Below are 20,055 nucleotides of genomic sequence, written 5' to 3'. Positions count from 1 at the left end.
CTTCGCTGCAGCTCTGTTTCATTCAGTGCTGACAGGCGCATAAGTGCTGTAGTTCGTATGCTGCAGCAGCCAATCAGGGGTAAGCTCCTTTTAAGAGTATAGCAGTAATCAGGTTTCTACCAACGTGGTCTTCAGCCCTGCCAGGGTGCCGGTGGCGGTTCTGCCAAGTATAAAGGCTGTGATGCGCCGCCGCCCGATTCGGTATACTTTCACGTCCTGCAGGCGCAGTTCCAGCAATTGCTGCAACTGCTGAAAACGGCTCGCATTTGGTTCCTGGTCTTCGGCAGCGGTAGTGAGGTGCTGTAAAAAGTGCGGCAATTCTGTGGTTTCTATGGGTTCATCCAGCGCTTTTCCGGCCCAGAGGGTCAGGTTGGCTTCCGTCGGCTCATCTCCCTGGAAATCGGGAAAGCAGACCACTTCAAAAGGAGCTTCTGTTTCGCTGATGTACTGCAGCCCTTCCGAATACTGCCGTAACTCTTCCAGCAAAGCTGCCGTGGCAGCAGCAGTTTCTGTATTTTCCATCATGCTGTATCCCTCTTGTATAGTATAAGTGCGGATTCATTACTGAGAAGGCGTGTTGTCTGCCCGGCTCTCCAATACCCGCTGCACCTTTACCGGCACTGCTGATAACAGATCATAACCGGTAGCTTGTTCGATGGCATCTACGGTGGTGAGGTAGGTACGCCAGTCCGGTTTAACTGTGTTGCTATTAGGCGTATCGACGGCGATCACGCGCGTATTGGTTGTAATCCGCTGCAGGTCGTTTTCTCCCTCCGGCAATATTACCAGTACTTTCCAGATCCTTTTGGGTACAGTGATTCTTCCCTGGTCGATGGTGTTCGCGCTGCCGTTGCTGCCGGTGCCGCCCACGCCATAGCTGCCCATGATCACGTATACTTCCATGCCCTGCTGTACCAGTTCGCGGGTATAATCCTCCAGATTGCCCCAGGTTTCCTGGTTGTTGTTAGGTGCCTGTGGAATGATGTTGGTCATCAGAAAGGTGGCGGCATTGTCTTCTGCTGAGCTGGTCCTGTCGGCGGAGGGCGTGTTATGGCCCCGGTCAAACCCGCTGCCGGTATAGCTGGAGGTGGTCACGTGGTACCAGCCTTCCGGCAGGGATGCGTCTGCCCGGAAACTGTTCTGTCGCGGTGCATTGCCCAGCCAGTCACGGCTTACGTGCCAGCTCACCCAGTTTGGTGTGCCCCGCTCCCGACTATAGGACAATACATACTGTGGCTTGCGCAGCAGGTAATTGTTGGCATTGTTGATGTCGGTGGTGGCGCCGCTGGGGTTGCCGAGCAGCAGCTGTTCTTCCTGTAGCAGTGCAGTTTGTTGCGGCGCCTGCTCCGTGGTCTTACAGCCGGCAAGCAGCAACAGGAGAAAAAGGAAATGTTTGTAATACGATTTCATCATAGTATAAAGGATGTAATTAGCGCGTAGCAGCTGCTGTGCCGGAAAGCCCGGGCCTCCGGAGCAGCAATTCCAGTGAATAGCAAAGGCAAGGTTTACCAGATGCCGCGTGTTGGTGTAAGGCAAAGACTGTAGGCCCTTTGCTAAAGGCTATACTGGAAAAGCTGCTGCAAAGATAAGCCAAAAGGCCTGTAAGAAGAAAAAATGCCAGGCAGGTTTTGACCAAACGGAAAAGTAGGCTGCTACTTTTCCGTTTCGCCGCTACCGGCGTAATCAGCTTACGTCAGGTACCTAAAACAATTGTGAGACATACTTTTATAAGAAACTACAGGAACAACTGCAGGCCCTTGGCTACTGTGCGCTAACGCGGTAAAAGGTCCCTGAAGAACGGCACCAGCTCGGCGGCCATAATCCCGTGATCTTCTACACTGGGGTGCCCGGCGCAACCTCTTGCCTGCATGGGCTCAAAAAAGTGCAACGCCACCGGTCGATCGGAAGGGTAGGCGGCATCTACCTGTTGCTTAATAGCAGTGAGGCAATGCTCCAGGGTTTGCTTGCTGGTCGCGTGCAGCATCGGGCTGCTGAGCAAAGCAATGTGGGCCTTCGGGTATTTGCTTTTTACCAGCTGCACAAATCGTACATAGCTGTTTACAAAACGGGCGCTGTCGAAAGGCAGGCGCTCTTTTTTGCCATCGCCCTCGCTGAAGTCGTTGGTTCCTAAAGCAATGCTGACGATCTCGGGTGTAAAAGTGCTAAAATCCCATTGTTGCGGGGTGGTTTCCTGAAAATCTACTTTCTCATATACCTCCGGCATGGTGGGGCTATTGCTGTTCCAGTTGCGGTAAGCGCCTATGCCGCTCACGCAACTCAATACAAAGTTGGCATGCAGTGCACGCGCCACCCGGGGGCCATAGGCCATGTACGCGTTGTGCTGGTCATGGTAAACGCCGGTGCCACAGGGCACCTCGGAGGCATCGGCAGCGGCCCCGCACGTGATGCTGTTCCCAATAAATTCAATGAGTGGTGCTGCAGTTTCCTGCAGCGGCTGTACGTTAGGGCCGGTCACTTTCCCGATGACCAGGGGACCCGTGTGCGCTTCCGTTGTTTTGTAGAACCACACGGTATGCCTACCTGCCGAGGGAGCCGCTATCACCAGCGGCGCCCCAGTACCGTCCACTTTTATTCTGCCCTGGTAAATGCCGTCCAGCTCATACTGCAGGTAACTGTGGCTTGCTGCATCCGGCGCAGACGCAAAGAGGCGGGCCTCCTTCCCTTCAAAACTAAACCCGATGTGACTGGCAGAACTGATTAGTTCCAGTTGCTTGGCCTCGTTAACACGATACCGGCCATACGGCTTCAGTTCCGTAGCAGGCAAAACGGTGGCGTCGGCAGTGCTTTTTTTCAGGGAGGTACAGCGCAGGCAGAGCAGGCTCAGCACAGCGAGAAGGAGCGTGTAATTAAATTTCATAGGAAAACAGGCTTGTTTTTCGGATACGCAAGTTGCGTAAATGCTTTGTTGAAACCAGGTTTAAACGTATAAAGTTATAGCTCCTGACAGGAATCTACCCATACTACACCGAACTTCGCTGAAGCGGTAAGTCGAACAGCAGGCTACAGGGAAAGCACAGGGACCAACTCATCAGCCACAGCAATTCCTGATTTGCTTTAGGTGGCCGGGCGCTTTGATGTCTGCGTGCGGTACTCGCCCGGCGACACGCCATAGTACTTTTTGAAAAGCTTGTTCAGGTGGCTTCCATCCGTAAACCCAAAGTCATACGCCAACCGGGTGACGCTCTGCTCGCCTGTCTGCAGGTGGCTCTCGATCAGCTTGAGTTTATACTTCAGAATGTACTGCTGCAAGGCTTCCCCAGTCTGCTTTTTGAAGAAGATGCTCAGGTAGCTGTGGGAATACTGGAACCTGGCTACCAGCTGCTCCATTCGCAAAGCCTCTGGCTCATAAATGTGCTGGCTGATGTATAACATGATCTCCTCGATCAGCCGGGAGTGCTTCGTCTTTTCTCTTTCCACCAACGTTTGATGCACCATGTTGCGCGCCAGAATGCCAAGTATGGCTTTCATTAAGTGCTGTATGATGCGCCCCTGCGCACTGTCGCCCCGGTTGCTATACTCATGGAGCAGGACCGAGAGCAAGCGGTCCAGGTGTTCTCTTTCGGTAGCATCCGTCACGATGGTGCCGTGGCATTGCCATGGCGCATGCAGGAGAAAGGCGATCGTGCGCATCCAGTCAGGCGCTTTCACGGCGTTCTTCTCTTTGATATATTCCTCTGTAAACCGGATATAGCAGAACGTGGTATGCTCCTGAATATCAAAATAATGGTAATCTTCAGGGCCTAGTAAAAACACGTCGCCAGCAGTATACATGGCCGTGTGGCCATTGATCACATGAAGGCCGCTGCCACTCCTGGTAAAGATGATCTCGAAATAGCTGTGCTTGTGTACCGGGTGCTGCCAGGTGCTGGTATCGAACAGGTAAATATTAAAGGGTTCATATTGAATGTAGCGCCGCATAGTATGAAAGTACATAAAAAGGGACACTTATACTGCAAAAGAATGAATTTATACCATACAGCTGCCGCAGGCCTTTGCTACTTTTGAGCAGATGAAAAGGCTGCTTCGGCAGCTGTATACTTTATTTGGATATGGCATACTTAACTAAAACTATCCTGGCTCTGCTAGCCTGCGCGGTGCTTCTTGGCGGCCTGAGTTCTTTTAACAGCGAGGAGGAGTGGACGCCGCTGCTTGACAAGAACCTGTCGCGGTGGGAGATGTACCTGAGCTACCGGCACCGGGAGGGCTACAAAGGCGATGTTCCCCTGGATGAAAACGGCAAGGAACTGGCGCCTATTGGGTATAATAGGAACGATAGCAACGTATTCTCGGTGCTGCAGGAGAACGGTGAACCGGTGCTGCGGATCAGCGGGGAGATCTATGGCTGTCTTTTTACCAAACAGGCGTTTCAGAATTACGACCTGAAGCTGAAGGTGAAATGGGGCACTAAAAAGTGGGTACCCAGAACAGCCTTGCTGAAAGATTCCGGCATTGTATACCATTCCATCGGGAAGAGCGGGGTGGACTATTGGCGCTCGTGGATGCTGGGGCAGGAGTTCCAGATCATGGAAGGGCACATGGGGGATTACTGGACCATTGCATCTTCTGCTGTAGACATCCGGGCCTACATACCGGAAGGTGCCATGAACACGGTTGCCAGTGCCCGGCAGCCTTTTCTGCCACTCGGAGCCGGCACAGCGGTAAGTGGTTTTTGCCTGCGCAGCGAAGACCGGGAAAGCCCGGCAGGGGAATGGACCGAAGTTGAACTCATCTGCGTTGGCGACAAGAGCCTGCACATTATCAATGGCGAGGTAGTGATGGTGCTTCAGAACTCCCGCTACGTGGAAAACGGCAAAACCATACCCTTAACCAGCGGCAAAATACAGTTACAAAGCGAAGCTGCTGAAGTATACTACAAGGATATTAAGATCAGGAACCTGAAAGAGATGCCGGCCAAGTATGCCGCTTATTTTAAGTAGGGAATGGTGTATTGACTTAAGATCAAAGTATGAGCTGCCAATAACCCATACTTTGATCTTAAGTCAGCTTAGCTTTATACTTGTTTATACTTGGCGGAGACTACATTCAGCTGCTTTCCTTCTGCAAAGCAAGTATAAAGCTCGGATGCTTAGGCGGAGAGCACTTCCCGCACCGAGGTCCAGCGCAGGTCGGGGTAGCGGTCATTGTCGAGCGGCTCCATTTTGGCGCGTCCGCTAAACATGTTGCGCAGGTATTGCATGCCCTGCCAGGGCGGAAAGACTTCCTGTTTCTGCGGCAGGAGTGCGCGCGTCACCTGGATCATGGTGTCTAACCTCCCGAGTCCGCCAACGCGGAACAGGTGAAACGCTTTGCCAGTCACATCGCTTGCAATCTCCTGCAAATCGCGGACACTGCAAACATCACCGGCAACGCGCAGGTAGCGGGGAGTAGTAGGGTCGAGGGCTGCCGCTGCCGTAAATGCGGCGGTATCGTCCATGGTGGTAAAATCCAGGAGCTGATCTGCATCTCCCCAGTAAAGCACCCGCCGGAGGGGGAAAAGTATGAGCGGCGCCTGCCCTGTGAGCAGCTCCGCGAACATGCCGTTGAAAATGGAAGTAGCTGCAATGGGTGCTTTGTCCAGGCGCTGATGAAACTCCTTCCGGAGATCCAGGTTGCGGTTAGTGCCGGGCGGGAGCTGCGTAAAATCGATGGAGAAATCTGACGGAATAAAGCGCGGAACTCCTGCTTCAAGGGCTGCATGCAGCAACACCCGCTGCGCTTCTAGGATCACGTCCTGCAAGCCGGAGAGCGCTGACACCACGCAGGTGCCGCCCGCACATGCGCTGCTTAGGTCGGAAACACTTTTGAAGTTAGCTTCCACCACCTCAACGCCTTTTTTGCGTAAAGCGGCCACTTTGCTGCCGTTGCTGCCTGGGCGTACGATCGCTCTCACAGCAGCTCCCTGTTCCCGTAGAGCCTGGGCAATGCGGCCGCCGAGTTCTCCGGTGGCTCCTGCCAGAATAATGAGTGGAGTATCGGAGCGGTCCTGCTTGTCAGTTATCATGGTTGATCCGGTAATTTTGTTAGTAACTGGCACGCGGACCAGAATGTTTGTAAAGAGCAGGTATTACCCGCTGCCGGAGGATGAAGTACAGGAAAGGGAATGCCTTAGCTAGCTTTCTTCTGGCTTCTATGCGATGCTTTTACAGGGCGGGCGCTGGCAACTTTCCGCTGCTTGTTAGCAGCAACCTGCTGGAGTGGAGCCGGGTATAACAGCTGCTGTACTTCATTTTTCAGGGGCCGTAAACTACCATTCGGCAAATTGCTGAGTATGATAAGGGCACTATGGTCTTTGGGGTTTCGCAGGATGTAGGAGGTATAGCCATGCCACAGGCCGGCATGAAACACCACCGGGTCGCCACAGTCCAGCTGGCACACGCGCCAGCCAAATCCGTACGCTTCGTTCTTTTTCTTTTCCATGCTGGTGCCGGTAAACGCTTCGTTCAGGGTTTCGCGCTTTACCAGTTTATCCGTGTAAAGTGCCTGGTCCCATTTGTATAAATCTCCCACAGTAGAAAAAACGCCTTTGTCGCCGAGTACGGTATCGAGGTAATCGGTTGTTCGTTTCTGCCTGCTGCCGGTGTGGCCGGTCGCTACTTCTGCCGGCGGAGCATGCAGGTCGCTGCTGAACGTAAAGGTATGCGTCATCTGCAGTGGCTCAAAAATCTGCGTCTGCATAAAAGTGGCAAAAGGCATGTCGGAGGCGTGGGCTACAATGGCGGCCAGCAAGCAATAGCCCGTGTTGCTGTAATCGAACTGGGTGTTTGGCTTGTGGTATATTTTAGGCTGATAAACTTCCATCAGGTGCAGCACGTCCTCGTTCGTCATCGGCGCTTTCCGGTTGGGCCAGAGCTTATCACTAAAATAAGTATAATTCGGCAGCCCCGACCGGTGCGTCAGCAACGAGCGGATGGTGATGCCTTTGTAGGGGAAAGAAGGGATGTACTGCTGTACGCTGTCGTCGTAACTGAGCTTGCCCTGTTCCTGCAGCATCATAACGGCCATTGCCGTAAACTGCTTGGAGACGGAAGCCAGCTGAAAGGCGGTCTGCGTGGTGAGGTGGTCTTTGTGGTAGAAATCAGCATAGCCGAAAGCCCCTTCATAGATCACCTTATCATACTTGGTAACCAGCACCGCGCCATTAAATCCCCGCTTCTTATGGAAATAATTGAAAACGGAATCGAGCTGGCTACTTAAGTGCCGGGCACTGGCAGGGGTAAACGAAGCTGGCACCACCACCTGTTGCCGGGTAACCTCCCGCGAAAATAACCGATGGACATGTTCCTGTAAAGAGGATTCCTGGCAAGAAACCGAGAATAAACATAACATAGATGCTGCGAGGCATCTGCGCAAAGAGAATTGTACTTTAAGAAAGGCCATACCAGAAACCACCAACACGTAAAGGAGGCCTAAATATAATATTTCGTCTTTAGGAATCAGCAGCTCTGAAAAAAAATATTGCTCCGGAAATCAGGCTACAAGTAGAACGGCCACACCGCTGCGCCTGCACTGGTACGCTACGCCCGCAGGTGCTAGCTGTCGCGCTACCCTATGCTGAATGCCTCCCAGTATAACCGCGCAGTTACCGGTCGAACCGCTTTAAGAGCAGCGGGAAAATAAACAGCTGGCTGTACAAAGCCCCGGCCACCGCCACAGCCGTTAAAGTACCGAACAACTCCACTGTTTTCAGCGAGCCAAAGATCATCAGACCATAGCCCACAAAGAGCACAGCACTCGTGATCACGATGGCGGGACCCACGTGCTGCATGGTGGCGCGTTGGGCATCGGCCGGCGTTTTCCCTTGTTTGCGCACCCGTTGGTAGTGGTAAATAAAGTGGATGGTGTCGTCGATGCAAAAGCTGAGGGCGATGGCGGCAATACTGGCCGTGGCCGTATCCAGGTAAATATGCATCCAGCCCATAAAGCCCAGCATCAGGATGATCGGGAAAAAGTTTGGCAGCACAGAAAGCACCGCCAGTTTCAGGTCGCGGATAAACAGCCACACCAGCAGAAACACCAGCACCAGCGACAACAGCAGGCTATTTACCTGCGAGCTGGTGACATACTGCACGATATCGGCATACATGGGCTGGTAACCGGATGGCGTTACGGTGGCCACTTTGCCCAGGGTAACAGCCGAAAGCTGCAGGAGCGTATCCATCTTCGCACTCAGTTGCCGTGCGGATGCCATGGAGCCGAAGATCGTAATGCGGCCGGTCTGGGTGGGCGCGTGGATGAACTGCCGCGTCAGCGCGGGGTAGTCGGTGGTAAGCTGCTTTTGTACCTGTGTCAGGTAAAACTGGCTTTGCAGCATGCGCGTGCCTTTCTCTTTGAACCGCGCCTGCAGCCCCGCCTGGTACAACGACTGAAATCCGAACACCTGCCCTACACCATGCAACTGGCGCACCGCATCAGCAAAAGCGACTGCCGCCTGCACCACTTGTTTATCATCTAACCTTCTGCCGTTCTTTGGCTGCACCAGCAGTTCCAGCGGCATGTAAGGCCCCCAGGCTGCCTCCATGGCCTGGTGGTCCTGCACAACCAGATGGTTTTTCGGAAAATAGCCTAAGGTATACGTGTCGCTTTTTAACTGAAAAACGCCGGCTATGCTCATGCCTACTAACCCAAGAGAAAGCAGGATGAAGAACCGTTGCCGTTCCTGCACCAGCTGTAGCAGGCTACCCATCCGGGTGTTGGCTGTTGCTGTTGCTCGAGCGGCGGGCTTGCTAAGGGGCAGCAGGAGGATTCCCAGCAGATAGGTGAACACAAAACTGAGCAAAATACCCAGCGCTGCAAACATGCCGAAGGTTTGCAGAATAGCCATGGGGCTGACAGACAGCGCCAGGAAACCCGCCATCGTAGTGAGGGAGGTGAACAGGCAGGGCCGGAATACATGCGTCAGGGCTGCTAAGGCCGCCTCTTTCGGCTCAAACTGATCTGAAGTGAGCTGGGTGCGCTCATTCAGCACGTGCAGCACATCCATAATACCCAGCAGAATGATAATGATAGGCAGCAGTGTGGTCATCAGGTTCAGCCGGTAGCCGAGCGCACCATAAATGCCCAGCGTAAGGTAAGTGGCCAGCGCCACGGTGCCCAGCGCATAAACGAGCAGCAGCGGTTTGCGGTAAATGAACAAAATAAGCAGGAACATCAGCAGGTACCCGATTCCCAGGAAGAAACCGAAGTCTTGCTGGGAGAGCTTGTTGAGGCCCGCAAAAATAACCCCTACGCCCCCTAGATGATACGTGTGTGCCGGCAGCGTGCCAGCGATGGTGTACCGGATGCGCTCCAATATGTCCCCTCTCCGGGTGTCAAAGTCGGGCAGCTGTTTGAGCACGATCAGGAAACGGGCTGCTTTGTAAGTGCTGCTAAAGAGCTGCTGGCGCAGGATAGACTGCTGCGCCAGGGTACGCTTTACCTGCAGCGTATCGGTGTGGGCTGAGAGCAAGGGTTGCGCAGCAGGGCCGAAGGCGCCGCTCCCTCCAACACGGGCATTTCCCGGGCCGATTACTCCCGCCACTTCCGGAATGGCCTCCAACTTGCGGCTCAGCTGAATAAAGGCATCAAAATGCTTTTGCGAAAGCAGACTTTTTTTATCTTTGACTACCAGCACAAGCACCTCGTCGTTGCCGAAGTACTTTTGGAAGGTACGGTAGGGAATCAGGGCCGGATCGTTCTTCAGAAACCAGACCGTAAGGCTGTTGTCAACTACCAGTGCTGACTTTACGCCAGGCCAGAGAAGCACACAGGCCAGTGCCGTGATTAGCAGGAAAGTATAGCGGAGCCGGTATAGCTGTGGTAGCATAGCAAGAGATGCGTTTTGTCAAATATATTCAATTATAGCAGTTTATGGCTATTCACCTGTGGGCTTATTTTAAGGAGCGGTTTCCGGTCATCAACATGGCCCTTTTTGCGATTCTGTTCCTCACGGTGCAGGCCGTCGCTTCTACCTTTGCCTCGGCCACAGTGCCTTTTGCCTTCACCTGGAAAGATGGGTTGGGCATAGTGGCCACCATTTCTTTTTTTTACCGCCTGCGGGTTTTCGACGAGATAAAAGACTATGCCCTGGATGCCCTCAACCACCCGCAGCGGGTGCTGCAGTCGGGGAGGGTGAGTATCAAACAACTGATCGTGCTCGCGGGTCTTGGAGCAGTGCTGGAGTTGGTATGGGCCGGCATGATGGGCGTGCCCACCTTTGTGTGCTGGGGTCTGGCCGTTGGCTATAGTTTGCTGATGCGCTACGAGTTCTTCAGCAGCAGCTTCCTGCAGAAACGGCTGGTGCTCTATGCCATTACGCACATGCTCATCATGCCGCTGGTGATCCTGTGGATCTGGTCGGCCTATGTGCAGGATTATGGCCTCTCCACCACCTTTATGCTGCTGGCGATGCTGAGCCTGCTCGGCGGCTTTTCGTTTGAACTGGCCCGGAAGATACACGCACAGGAGGCTGAGCGGGAGTTGGTGGATTCCTATTCCAAGTCGATGGGGTATGTGGCGGCCATTGTCAGCGTGCTGGTGATCTTGCTGCTGGGCGTGCTGGTGCAAAGCTACTTGCTGTGGATGCTGGAAGCCCGGTTGTGGCCCTTTGTGCTGCTGGGCCTGCTCTACCTGGCTACCCTGGTGCTCTACCTGTTCTCCATCCGTAAGCCACAGGAAAAAACGCTGAAGCAGGCGGAGGGCTTTGTGTCCCTGTTCATGCTGGTGAGCTACGTGTCGCTTATCGTAGAAGTTTATTTCAGGTAAGGCATGCTGGTTTATACCTCACAAAAGGCGCAGCAGTATACCCTTGGCGGCAAAGCAAGCGGACTTTTCAGGTTGAAATCATTGGGCCTGCCCGTGCCGCCTTTTGCCGTGCTTCCCGCCGAAGTATTTGACCCTGCGCTGCAGCATTTGCCGCCTGCCGCCACCGCAGAACGGCAGGCGCAACTCCGGCAGTTTATACTTTCTGCCGCGCTCGTGAAAGAGATCGAAGCGCTGTTGCACGGCTGGGGCTTTCCGCAGCAGCCGGTGGTGGTGCGCTCTTCTGTAGCCGATGAAGATGGAAAGGCAGATGCATTTCCGGGCATGATGGATTCTTTCCTGCACCTGACCACGCTGGAAGAGGTGCTGGAAGCTATCTGCCACTGTGCCACCAGCGCTTACTCTGACAGGGCCATGACTTACCGCCAGGCAAAAGGGATCAGCCTGGCTGCCCGACCTGCAGTTGTCCTGCAGCAGCAGGTGCCCGCCTGTGCCAGTGGCGTACTGTTCACCACCTTTCCCGAATACCCGCAGGAGCTGGCTATACATGCCACCGCGGGCTTTGGCGAAGGCCTGATGCAGGGAAATGTAGAGCCCGAAGAGTTTTACTTTCTCAAAAGCACCGGTGCCTTACACCGGCAGGTGGTGCCACAAAACAGCGCAGAGCTGTTAATTGCTGATGCTGTAAAGGTGCAAACCGCCCCATCTCCAGAGCTTCCTATAGCGGCCTGCCTGACGGCTGCACAGTTGCAGGAGCTTTATGATTGGGGAATGATGGTGGAGAAAGCTTTTGGCCATCCGCAGGACATCGAGTTTGTTGTAAGTGAAGCAGGCAGCTTTGTGGTGCAGTCGCGGCCTGTAACACAGGCCATTCCCGAGGTGGTGGTCTACGATAATTCCAACATCCAGGAAAGCTATTGCGGCGTAACCACCCCGCTGACCTTCAGCTTTGCCCGCCGCGCCTATGCCACCGTTTACCGGCAGACCATGCAAGTGCTGGGCCTCCCCAACAGCAGGATCGGGGAGCAGGAGGAGGTGGTAACCCAACTGCTGGGACTGGTAAAAGGCAGAATATACTATAACATTAACAACTGGTACAGGGGGCTGCAACTGCTGCCGTCCTTCAGGCAAAACAAAGCCGATATGGAGCGTATGATGGGCCTGGAGGAGCCTGTGGACTTTGTGGAAGACCGGGAGAAAACACTGGCAGAGAAGGTAAAGCTCCTGCCCGGCCTGCTGGTGAACCTGGCGCGTTTGCTCCGGGCTTTCAGCAGCCTTGGCACTATGGTCCCGGCGTTTCATGCTCATTTCCGGCAGCACTATGCCTACTTTTACAAGCTGCCGTTGGCTATACTTGGCCCCGAGGCCTTGGTAGACCTGAAGAAGCAACTGGACGAGGAGCTACTGCAGCACTGGACAACCCCTATCATCAATGATTTTTATGTAATGATGATGAATGGCCGGGTAGTCCGCAGTCTTAAGAAAGCAGGAGTACAAGACACCGACGAATTTCTGAGCCGCTACCTTTCCGGAGATCATCAACTGGAAAGCACACAGCCCACCCGCGCCATGCAGGCGTTGGCAGCAGAAGCCTGGCAGCAGCCGGAACTCCGGGCCTTAGTGCTGGCGCTGCCCGACACACTGCACGCGCAGGTAGCGGAAAAGTTTCCAAGCTTTTATGCTGGAGTAGATGCCTTTATTGCACACTATGGCGACCGCACGGTAGGGGAGCTGAAGCTGGAAACACAGACCATGCGTCTGCAGCCGCTCATCTTTTATAAATACCTGCGCAACTATCTAAGCCAGGCGACAGCCCCAACACCCGATTTACCAGCAAGTACAAGTTTACAAGCAGCAGCGGAAGCAGAACTGCAGGCACTGCTAAAGGGCCGCGGGAAATTCTTCCAACAGAAAGTATACCAGCGCCTGCAAAAGTTACAGCAGGCCATCCGCTACCGCGAGTCGCTTCGGCTGGAGCGCACGCGCCTTTTTGGGATGTACAGGGCTTTATACTTGCACATGGGCACCTGCCTGCAGGAGCAGGGCAAACTGCCTGTGGCCGAAGCTGTTTTTTACTTAGAGGAAGCGGAGGTCATGCAGGCCATACTTACGACCGGCACAAGCTCCGTCGCGGACTTGGCAGAAAGCCGGCGCCTGGAGTTTGAGTCCTATAAAGCAGAGGAAGTGCCTGCGCGGGTGGTGGTGCCCAGCCCACCGGTACAGGCGCCAGCAAGAGAAGATGTAACTGCGGGTACGCTGCGGGGCAGCGGCTGCGTGCCGGGAGTCGTTACCGGAGAAGTGGTGGTAATCACAGCTCCGGAAGATAACCTGGAGGTGTCTGGTAAAATCATATGTGCTCTCCGTACCGATCCCGGCTGGGCCGCCCTTTTCCCGACCTGCCGGGGCGTGCTGATCGAGAAAGGTTCGTCGTTGTCCCATTCCGTTATCCTGTTGCGGGAGTTGGGCATTCCCACCATCATTAATGTGCCCGGACTTACCAGGCAGCTGGTCTCCGGAGAGCAGGTGTTGCTGAATGGTAGCACCGGCGAGATAAAGCGTACCTCATGCTAAACCGCTACCCATATACTGGCACGCTGCCAGCAAGTTTCTTTGATCTGGTGCCGCCGCTGTATGCGGAGCTACCTTTTAGCTGGCAGGAGGCCGCCGCCGCCGTGCAACAGCTTTTTGCAATGGAGGCTGTTCGTCATGATATCATACTTTATACCGATCACCGGCAGCTGCGGCTTGTAGGTATTTTCCCGCATGGAAGTAAAACGGCGCATTTTGGCTTCTGGGAAACTACTGATGACGTGGATTTGAACCGTCAGGCTTTTGCTTTGCTCGAAGCCGATGCTGCGGCAAGTGGCTGCACCAGCATCACTGGTCCGCTGGATTTTAATACTTTCCAGCGATACCGGCTGCGGCTGCAGGATGTGCCTTCCTGGGGCACTTTTGACCGGGAGCCTGTGAACCCCGCGTACTATGCCAACCTGCTGGAGCAACTGGCTTATGAGCCCACAAGCACCTTCGAAAGCAGGCGCATTCGCAAAGAACACATCCCGGCGGTATACTTAGACAAACAGCTGTACCTGGACGAATTGCAAAAGATACCTTACGATTTTATACCTATTACCCCAGCCGTATGGCAAAAGTATGAGCCGGAAATATATGCGCTGGTGCATGAGGTATTTGGCACTAACCCTAGTTATAAGCCTGTTTCGCGGGAGCAGTTTCGCATGTTGTATAACGGGACCTTTGCGCAAAAGCTTTGTCCCTATTCTTCTGTGCTATTCCGGGAGCAGGCGTCGGGTAGGTTTGCGGCCATGAGCTTTTGCCACCCCAATTACTACAGCTTGCAGCTGCCAGCTACCGCTTCGCCGATCTTTGCGCAGGACTACCCGAAGTTGGAGAAAAGAGTGCTGCTGGCTAAATCTGTCGGCGTACACCCCGACTTCCGGGGGCAGGGCCTAATGAATTACCTCGGCGCTTACGGAATGCTATGTTTTCAGGAGTACTATGAAGAGGTGATCTTCTGCCTGATGCGCTCGGATAATTTCTCCACCCACTTCACCAATATGCTCCCTTACGAGTCTGCCAGGTATGCTTTGTTTGGCAAGCTTCTGCCTGCCTGAAACTGCTCCAAGGTAAGGAAATAGCTGTTGACCACGCGTGGCAGAAAAGGGTAGGGGCTTACAGTATGGGCCATGATATACATGCCCAGGCGATGCAACCCGAAATCAAAGGCAGCCAGTGTAAAGCCCCTGTAAAACTGCTCCCGGTCTGCAAACAAGCCTGTGCGCTTATGCAAAGCCTCCCTGTAAAACTCCAGGTATTCTTCCCGCAACGCAGCGGTATGTTCGTCCAGCACAAAGGTCAAGAGCTCCAGCACATCGTACTGCGGCACATGCCAGGTAGCTAATTCCCAATCATACACGCAGAATTTCAACGTATCGCCCTCCCGTTTGAAGCAGGTGTTGCGCGGATTCAAGTCATTGTGCACCAAAGTTATGGGCATCCGGGCTAGCTCGTCCCAATAGATCGGGATCTGCTGGATGGCTTCTTCCAAAAGGGCTACCCGCTCTGTAGTATAAAGCTCTGGAAAATGGTCCTGGGCGTTTTGTAGCAGCGCCTGCCATAGTGGTTGCAGCGCCACCATGTAGGCTTTGGAGGGCGCATCGGCCCAGTAGCGCTTATCCACGGGCAAAGTTTTGTTCAGGTGCGCAGCATGCCATTCCGCCGTTTGCTCCAGGGCTGTGCGGATGTGCTGGTCGGTCCACTGTTCGGGGGCCATGGCCGTATTGAGCAGCTCCACATCCGCCAGGTATTCCATCAGGATCAGATAGAGGTCCTGCTCAGGGTCAGCTTGTAAGCCATAGATGATAGGGGCAAGGGTATGGGGTAGCTTTCCGTATACTTCCAGCTCGCGCATGTGCGTGTGCTGAAAGCCGGTAAGGGATTTATACTTGGGATAAATCGCTGCCAGTTCTCCACCACAGGCCTGCGCCAGCATATTGAGCATGGCCACGATCTCGTCGCCATGGGGTTTTACTTTCAGCACCATGCGGCGCTGTTCGGCTTTGCCATTGACCGTATACTGCACATCCAGCCCAAAATGACCGATCGGCTTGGTAGAGCTGCCGGCCGTGAGGGCCACCAGGATGCTGGCGGAGTTGTCAACGGGCAATGGATTGACCGCGAGTACCCGGATATGTTGCTCCGGTGCGTGCGCCTGCATCAGCTGCTCGATAAAGGGAACGGTGAGATAGGAAGATTTCATACGAAGTTAATTTCTTGACGCAAAAAAGCGGTACATGTAGTTATGTCGCTGGGTATGCCCTTTACAGCTGGCGTGCTCAACTGCTTTCCATACAGATGTGGGTTGATCTATGCCGGTCCGGGTGTTTTTCTTTATGCTGTACCCGCACATTCCGGAAATAAAAGCAGCCGTCGGTGGCCGAAAGCGCGGCCGACATACCGGCATTCAGCCATAGGTCGTTTGGTATACCTGCGCCCTGGTCCTGCAGTAAATTCCAGAAGACCATGCGCAGGTCACGGTTAGGATCTGAGAATAGCCGCTCGTATACTTGCCGGAACTCCGCAGGGCTGGTATACTCAAAAATATTGGACAGGCTGGCTTTGTTGATCTGTTTCCCTTCGGCGGACAACAGGTAATCCACGGCCTCTGCCTGCACCACCTGTAACTTGTGCAGCTGCGCCCGCAGACGGCTGTAATTCTGTTCCTGGTAACAGGGCGGGAGCAGCTCGGGCGGCAAAGCTACCGGCCCGAAAAAAAAGAAGCGGAAAAAGAAGTTGTCCTTTACCAGCACCGCCGCTACCTGCGCTTTCAAGCGCTTGTAAAAAGCCGTGCCGCCCGACTCTTCCGCATACTTAAACAATTTCGGATCACGGCCTTTGCTTAAGTTTGCTTCATCAAAGTAAGCCGTAAACTGCTGCTGAAAAGCAGTGCCATGCAGCTCCTGCATAAAAAAGGCTTCCTGTGCGGATACCGTGTCAAAAATCATCAACTGCTGCAGCTTTTCCTGCGTGTGGGCATCTAACGTATGGTAAAAGCCATGCAGGTAAGCCTCTAACTTTCCGGCGGCCAGCAGGCCCTCCGGGTGGCTCCGGAAAAAAGAGTCCCAGTACTGTTGCATGTCTTCGGGGAGCGTGGGTGCCGTTTTGTGCCAGGCAGCAGCTACGGGTGCTGCGCCATCCAGGCCCAGGAGTGCCCGAAAGGTAGTATAATCGTGCTGCAAGATGAGGTGCTTCTTAAAAAGCAGCAGCTTGTTTTGTACCGGGTTCAGATCGATGGCAGTCAGGCGGGCAGGGCCTTGCAGCAGGGCGTTCAGCACATTGCAGCCAGCCGAGGTAATAACCAGCACCTGGTCGTCAGCGGTTATTTCCAGGGCTTCGAACAGGGTATTGCTGTCTTCCCACACCAGGGAATAGCGTATCCTGTCTAAGGCCACATTGTAAAACTCTGAGTACATTTAGTTTAAATCAGTATAACGTATTTTTGAATGATGGCGCGCATCCACGGGCAACTGCTCCCGGAACAGGATCCGGCAGATGACCTGTGCCGGAAAGTGTTGCTGCAATGCTTCACGTACCTCGGCCTCTTCAATCTTTCCTTCTATATAAATGTCAAAACCAGTTGCTGCGGACTTTGCTGCGGCGCGTGTTACGCCGGGCAGGTGTTGCAGCACATGCTCCAGTTGGTAGTGCTGCACCCCTTCATGAAGCTGCTCGTTGCCCTGTCGCCCGGTCAGGTATAGGTGCTGTCGGGCATCCAAATAACCGAAATCACCTGTTCGCAGCCAACCATCCGGTTGCGTAGCGGCCACATGCGACCCTTTCACCTGTATCTCCCCGACCGGGTAGGTGGTACCATCAGCTAAAATGATCTTCCCGAGAACTGCTATCTGACAGTGCAGGGAAGAGTGCACCGGCCCTACGGCATAACCTTTGGCTGGCGCTTCTTTTTCCGGCCCTGCTTTACGGACCGCGATCGGTTCTGCTTCTGAAGACCCGTAAATAAGGTAAAACGTTGCGTTCGGGAAAAAGGCCTGCGCTTCCTGCACCAGCTTTTCAGGAATGGGTGAGCCGCCGATGCCCACCGCCTGCACCTGCAACAAGTATAAACGTTGTTGCTGCAGGTAGGTAAGCAACCTTCTAAAATAGTATAAATTTCCTGTTAGCGTGGCAACCTGCTCCTGATTTATTTGCGTCACCAGCCGTTCCGGGTCCAGTTGGGTGAGGTCAGCCCAGGGCAGGTCGGGCAATATGCTGGTAGTGCCAATGGAGAGGTTGTGCAGCAGAATGTTGGGGAACAGTGGGAAGTCGCGCTGCCCGGGCCAATGCGGAAAGATTGCTTTTAACACTTCGTGCTGCGCCTGCAACACGCGGTGGCTCCGGAGAATGGCTTTGGGTTTGCCGGTAGAGCCAGAGCTATGAGAGATCAGCGCTGCCTGCCCTGCCGGAACAGCCACCGGCGGCAGCCATTCAGCCGGTATGTTAGGAATTACCTGGGCCAGGGGCAGTAAGCGCAGGCGCAGGATACGCGCCAGCAGCCGCATCGGGAAAGCAAAAGCATCGGCAGAAAGGATAGCTGAAATGCCGCTGCTATACAGGAGCCGCAGCAGTTCCACTTTGGAGGCTTTCGCAGGCGGCAACACCGGAATCGCGCCTGCCGCCATCACTGCCAGCAAGGCGCAGATCAGGGTAAAACTAACCGGTATTGCCAGAAGCACTTTCTGCCCCGGCCGCACATCTTGCTCTGTTAACGCTTGCCGGTACGCGGAGAGCTGCCGGGCAATGTCATTCCCGGTATAAGAAGTGGCTGCTTTTCCTTTTTCGGTACCAGGCCACACCAGTAGCTCCGTATCCGGCTGCCTGTTCAGGGTATCATAAATGTTCTGGTAAAAATTGTACGTCATGTGCTGCCCGGCCGCTGTAGGCACGATGTTATAACATGGGAATCAGGACTCTTTTTTAAGTATAGTATTCTTACAGCAGCGGCAAGCAAAATGCAGCAGCGGCAGCGCGGGCCATACTTCCTGATCAGGAAACGACACCTAACCTGCTGAAAAAAAGTCTGGTATAAGGTAAGGAAAAAAACAATATATATGAATGATAATGTTCGCAGGCAGCATTTTTAAAGCAAAATGAAAGTATACTAGCCCCGACATCTGACAAAGATGAAAACGCTCCGTTGTGGTTTGGCAGGTGAAAAAAGTGATCAGTTTAATGGAATGCATGCTGCATTGCTTTGCTACATTCTTACTCACCTCGCGGTTAACCTACCCCTTGCCCCTCTCAGGAGGAGAATTTCGCAAAGCGTATGAGATTCTCCTCTCCAGAGGGAGGAGGGCCAAGTTTATACTTGCACAGCATTTGTTCATTGTAACCTGGGTTTACTGCATGGAAATGCAGGCGGAAGTATGAATTTAAGAAACATCGGAAGGAAAAACCGCGTTGCAAAGAAGGCAAACTTAACAGAGACAGAAGCTCATGGATCAGAAAACTGCGATTAATTCGATTGCTAATCAGGAGTGGCTAAACACCGCAGGCGATGCGCTACAGCCCGCCATTATCAATGCTTTCAAGGCAGGTGGCAAAACGGGGCAGCAGATAAAGGATGCGCTTCACGGAACATGGCTGGGCCATCCGCTGCATCCGGTTATTACAGATATTCCGATCGGGGCCTGGACTACCGCTGTTGTGCTGGACAGCCTGGAGCTGATGGGTGAAAAAAAGTATGCGCCGGGAGCCGATGCCGCTGTAGCAGTAGGTCTGGCAGGAGCAATGGGGGCGGCTGTTACCGGCTTAACAGACTGGACTGGCACAACCAAAGAAAGGCGCAGGCTCGGCTTAATGCATGGCATGATCAATGCGGGTGCGGCAGCGCTATACTTAACCTCTATGGTTTTGCGCCGGCGAAAAGAATCGCGTGGGGCGGCCATTAGCCTGGCGATGATCGGCTATGGCGTTGTAAGTGCCGGCGCATACCTGGGCGGCCATCTTGTATTTGGCAAGCAAATAGGGGTTGACCACACCGCTACAGCCGCAGTTTATCCCAAAGAGTTTGTAGCTGTTTTGCCAGAGAACGAACTGCAGGAAGATAAGATGCGCTGTGTGAAAGCAGGCGAAGTTGACGTGCTGCTAGCCCGAAAAGATGGGGAGATCTTTGCCATTGCGCATACTTGCTCGCACCTGGGAGGACCCCTCTCGGATGGAGAGTTGCGGGATGACTGCAGCGTTCGTTGTCCGTGGCATGGCTCTGTTTTCTCTTTAGAAGATGGCAGTGTATTGGAAGGACCGGCAACAGAACCCCAGCCAAAATTTGAAGTGCGCATTAAGGATGGCCAGATTGAGGTTCGTACGCCACAAAGCGAAAATAAGTAGTATAAGTAGAAAGAGCTACGTAGGGGCTTCCCGCATTCAGGCTATAGTATTTTAGTGCGGCGGAAGCTACATACCGGGCAGCAGCAAAAATATACTTTGCAGCGCAGGCAGTCCGTTACCGCTGCTCATATGCCTCTGTTGTAGCATCTGTTTTGCATATAAAAGCAAAAAAACAGTAGAAAGTTTATAGAAATAGAATAGACTCCTCGTTTCAGGGAGTCTTTTCTATTTCTATATCGTTTATCAAAGTATACTTCGGATGCAGCTGTACTTTCTATAGGATGCAGGTAAGTGTGCGGCGCAAAGAAAATCGTATCCAAGAAAGGCCTTGTTGAGCCTCCTAAGGCTAGAACCGCTGTCGTGCTGCAAGTGCATGCCGGTTCAGGCAACTGC

At 53.7% G+C, this 20,055-nt stretch carries 15 protein-coding genes; 5 read left to right on the top strand and 10 right to left on the bottom strand.

Features of this window, described 5'->3' with window-relative positions:
- Positions 1-108: 108 nt before the first annotated feature.
- The 4 genes from ABDW72_RS15010 to ABDW72_RS14995 form a co-directional block, all read right to left on the bottom strand.
- Complete coding sequence (locus tag ABDW72_RS15010) at positions 109-522, bottom strand: nuclease A inhibitor family protein (protein ID WP_347159405.1); 414 nt, start codon at positions 520-522, stop codon at positions 109-111.
- Between the two features lie 39 nt (positions 523-561).
- Positions 562-1,413 (bottom strand): DNA/RNA non-specific endonuclease, encoded by an 852-nt coding sequence (locus ABDW72_RS15005; protein ID WP_347159404.1) that lies wholly within the window; start codon positions 1,411-1,413, stop codon positions 562-564.
- 358 nt (positions 1,414-1,771) lie between these two features.
- A complete protein-coding gene (locus ABDW72_RS15000; protein ID WP_347159403.1) occupies positions 1,772-2,878 on the bottom strand; it encodes an SGNH/GDSL hydrolase family protein in 1,107 nt (368 codons plus the stop codon).
- A gap of 197 nt (positions 2,879-3,075) precedes the next feature.
- The gene (locus tag ABDW72_RS14995; RefSeq protein ID WP_347159402.1) at positions 3,076-3,939 is read right to left on the bottom strand and encodes an AraC family transcriptional regulator; all 864 of its coding nucleotides are present in this window, start codon (positions 3,937-3,939) and stop codon (positions 3,076-3,078) included.
- Positions 3,940-4,070: 131 nt separating this feature from the next.
- Here ABDW72_RS14995 and ABDW72_RS14990 point away from each other — a divergent pair, with 131 nt between their 5' ends.
- Positions 4,071-4,958, top strand: coding sequence for a 3-keto-disaccharide hydrolase (locus tag ABDW72_RS14990; protein ID WP_347159401.1), 888 nt, complete (start codon positions 4,071-4,073; stop codon positions 4,956-4,958).
- A gap of 149 nt (positions 4,959-5,107) precedes the next feature.
- Here the strand turns inward: ABDW72_RS14990 and ABDW72_RS14985 are convergent, their stop codons facing one another.
- The 3 genes from ABDW72_RS14985 to ABDW72_RS14975 form a co-directional block, all read right to left on the bottom strand.
- Complete coding sequence (locus tag ABDW72_RS14985) at positions 5,108-6,022, bottom strand: NmrA family NAD(P)-binding protein (RefSeq protein WP_347159400.1); 915 nt, start codon at positions 6,020-6,022, stop codon at positions 5,108-5,110.
- A gap of 104 nt (positions 6,023-6,126) precedes the next feature.
- Entirely contained in the window at positions 6,127-7,347 is a 1,221-nt protein-coding gene (locus ABDW72_RS14980) for a serine hydrolase domain-containing protein (RefSeq protein WP_347159399.1), read from the bottom strand.
- 253 nt (positions 7,348-7,600) lie between these two features.
- Positions 7,601-9,823, bottom strand: a complete 2,223-nt coding sequence (locus ABDW72_RS14975) for an efflux RND transporter permease subunit (RefSeq protein ID WP_347159398.1) — start codon at positions 9,821-9,823, stop codon at positions 7,601-7,603.
- Positions 9,824-9,867: 44 nt separating this feature from the next.
- Between ABDW72_RS14975 and ABDW72_RS14970 the strand changes: the two genes are divergently transcribed.
- From ABDW72_RS14970 to ABDW72_RS14960, 3 genes are read left to right on the top strand one after another with little or no spacing between them, the layout of a single operon-like run.
- Positions 9,868-10,761, top strand: coding sequence for a UbiA family prenyltransferase (locus ABDW72_RS14970; RefSeq protein WP_347159397.1), 894 nt, complete (start codon positions 9,868-9,870; stop codon positions 10,759-10,761).
- Positions 10,762-10,764: 3 nt separating this feature from the next.
- A complete protein-coding gene (locus ABDW72_RS14965) occupies positions 10,765-13,329 on the top strand; it encodes a PEP/pyruvate-binding domain-containing protein (RefSeq protein WP_347159396.1) in 2,565 nt (854 codons plus the stop codon).
- On the top strand, positions 13,323-14,390 hold the full coding sequence (locus tag ABDW72_RS14960) for a hypothetical protein (protein ID WP_347159395.1): 1,068 nt from the start codon (positions 13,323-13,325) through the stop codon (positions 14,388-14,390). The genes ABDW72_RS14965 and ABDW72_RS14960 overlap by 7 nt, the downstream gene beginning before the upstream one ends.
- On the opposite strand, the gene ABDW72_RS14955 is transcribed toward ABDW72_RS14960, so the two are convergent.
- The 3 genes from ABDW72_RS14955 to ABDW72_RS14945 all read right to left on the bottom strand — a co-directional run bounded on the left by ABDW72_RS14955 (position 14,342) and on the right by ABDW72_RS14945 (position 18,194).
- Positions 14,342-15,535 carry an aminoglycoside phosphotransferase family protein gene (locus tag ABDW72_RS14955; protein ID WP_347159394.1) on the bottom strand — a complete coding sequence of 398 codons (1,194 nt, stop codon included), beginning with the start codon at positions 15,533-15,535 and terminating at the stop codon, positions 14,342-14,344. The two genes, ABDW72_RS14960 and ABDW72_RS14955, sit on opposite strands and share 49 nt — an antisense overlap.
- A 76-nt stretch (positions 15,536-15,611) precedes the next feature.
- Positions 15,612-16,748, bottom strand: coding sequence for a DUF3419 family protein (locus tag ABDW72_RS14950; RefSeq protein WP_347159393.1), 1,137 nt, complete (start codon positions 16,746-16,748; stop codon positions 15,612-15,614).
- Positions 16,749-18,194, bottom strand: a complete 1,446-nt coding sequence (locus tag ABDW72_RS14945; RefSeq protein ID WP_347159392.1) for an AMP-binding protein — start codon at positions 18,192-18,194, stop codon at positions 16,749-16,751. It abuts the gene before it with no gap.
- A 574-nt stretch (positions 18,195-18,768) separates the two neighbouring features.
- Here ABDW72_RS14945 and ABDW72_RS14940 point away from each other — a divergent pair.
- Entirely contained in the window at positions 18,769-19,662 is an 894-nt protein-coding gene (locus tag ABDW72_RS14940; RefSeq protein WP_347159391.1) for a Rieske (2Fe-2S) protein, read from the top strand.
- The last annotated feature ends 393 nt before the right edge of the window (positions 19,663-20,055 follow it).

The sequence above is a fragment of the Pontibacter chitinilyticus genome (genome assembly GCF_039748935.1).
Lineage (GTDB): Bacteria > Bacteroidota > Bacteroidia > Cytophagales > Hymenobacteraceae > Pontibacter > Pontibacter chitinilyticus.
This window is presented reverse-complemented; position numbering and strand designations above follow the sequence as displayed.

Excerpts from the sequence above, each read along its gene's own strand:
- ABDW72_RS14965 (WP_347159396.1), top strand. The coding sequence starts at position 10,765 with ATGCTGGTTTATACCTCACAAAAGGCGCAGCAGTATACCCTTGGCGGC.
- ABDW72_RS14955 (WP_347159394.1), bottom strand. The coding sequence starts at position 15,535 with ATGAAATCTTCCTATCTCACCGTTCCCTTTATCGAGCAGCTGATGCAG.
- ABDW72_RS14970 (WP_347159397.1), top strand. The coding sequence starts at position 9,868 with ATGGCTATTCACCTGTGGGCTTATTTTAAGGAGCGGTTTCCGGTCATC.
- ABDW72_RS14950 (WP_347159393.1), bottom strand. The coding sequence starts at position 16,748 with ATGTACTCAGAGTTTTACAATGTGGCCTTAGACAGGATACGCTATTCC.
- ABDW72_RS15010 (WP_347159405.1), bottom strand. The coding sequence starts at position 522 with ATGGAAAATACAGAAACTGCTGCTGCCACGGCAGCTTTGCTGGAAGAG.
- ABDW72_RS14995 (WP_347159402.1), bottom strand. The coding sequence starts at position 3,939 with ATGCGGCGCTACATTCAATATGAACCCTTTAATATTTACCTGTTCGAT.
- ABDW72_RS14960 (WP_347159395.1), top strand. The coding sequence starts at position 13,323 with ATGCTAAACCGCTACCCATATACTGGCACGCTGCCAGCAAGTTTCTTT.
- ABDW72_RS15000 (WP_347159403.1), bottom strand. The coding sequence starts at position 2,878 with ATGAAATTTAATTACACGCTCCTTCTCGCTGTGCTGAGCCTGCTCTGC.
- ABDW72_RS14975 (WP_347159398.1), bottom strand. The coding sequence starts at position 9,823 with ATGCTACCACAGCTATACCGGCTCCGCTATACTTTCCTGCTAATCACG.
- ABDW72_RS14985 (WP_347159400.1), bottom strand. The coding sequence starts at position 6,022 with ATGATAACTGACAAGCAGGACCGCTCCGATACTCCACTCATTATTCTG.
- ABDW72_RS14990 (WP_347159401.1), top strand. The coding sequence starts at position 4,071 with ATGGCATACTTAACTAAAACTATCCTGGCTCTGCTAGCCTGCGCGGTG.
- ABDW72_RS14945 (WP_347159392.1), bottom strand. The coding sequence starts at position 18,194 with ATGACGTACAATTTTTACCAGAACATTTATGATACCCTGAACAGGCAG.
- ABDW72_RS14980 (WP_347159399.1), bottom strand. The coding sequence starts at position 7,347 with ATGTTATGTTTATTCTCGGTTTCTTGCCAGGAATCCTCTTTACAGGAA.
- ABDW72_RS14940 (WP_347159391.1), top strand. The coding sequence starts at position 18,769 with ATGGATCAGAAAACTGCGATTAATTCGATTGCTAATCAGGAGTGGCTA.
- ABDW72_RS15005 (WP_347159404.1), bottom strand. The coding sequence starts at position 1,413 with ATGATGAAATCGTATTACAAACATTTCCTTTTTCTCCTGTTGCTGCTT.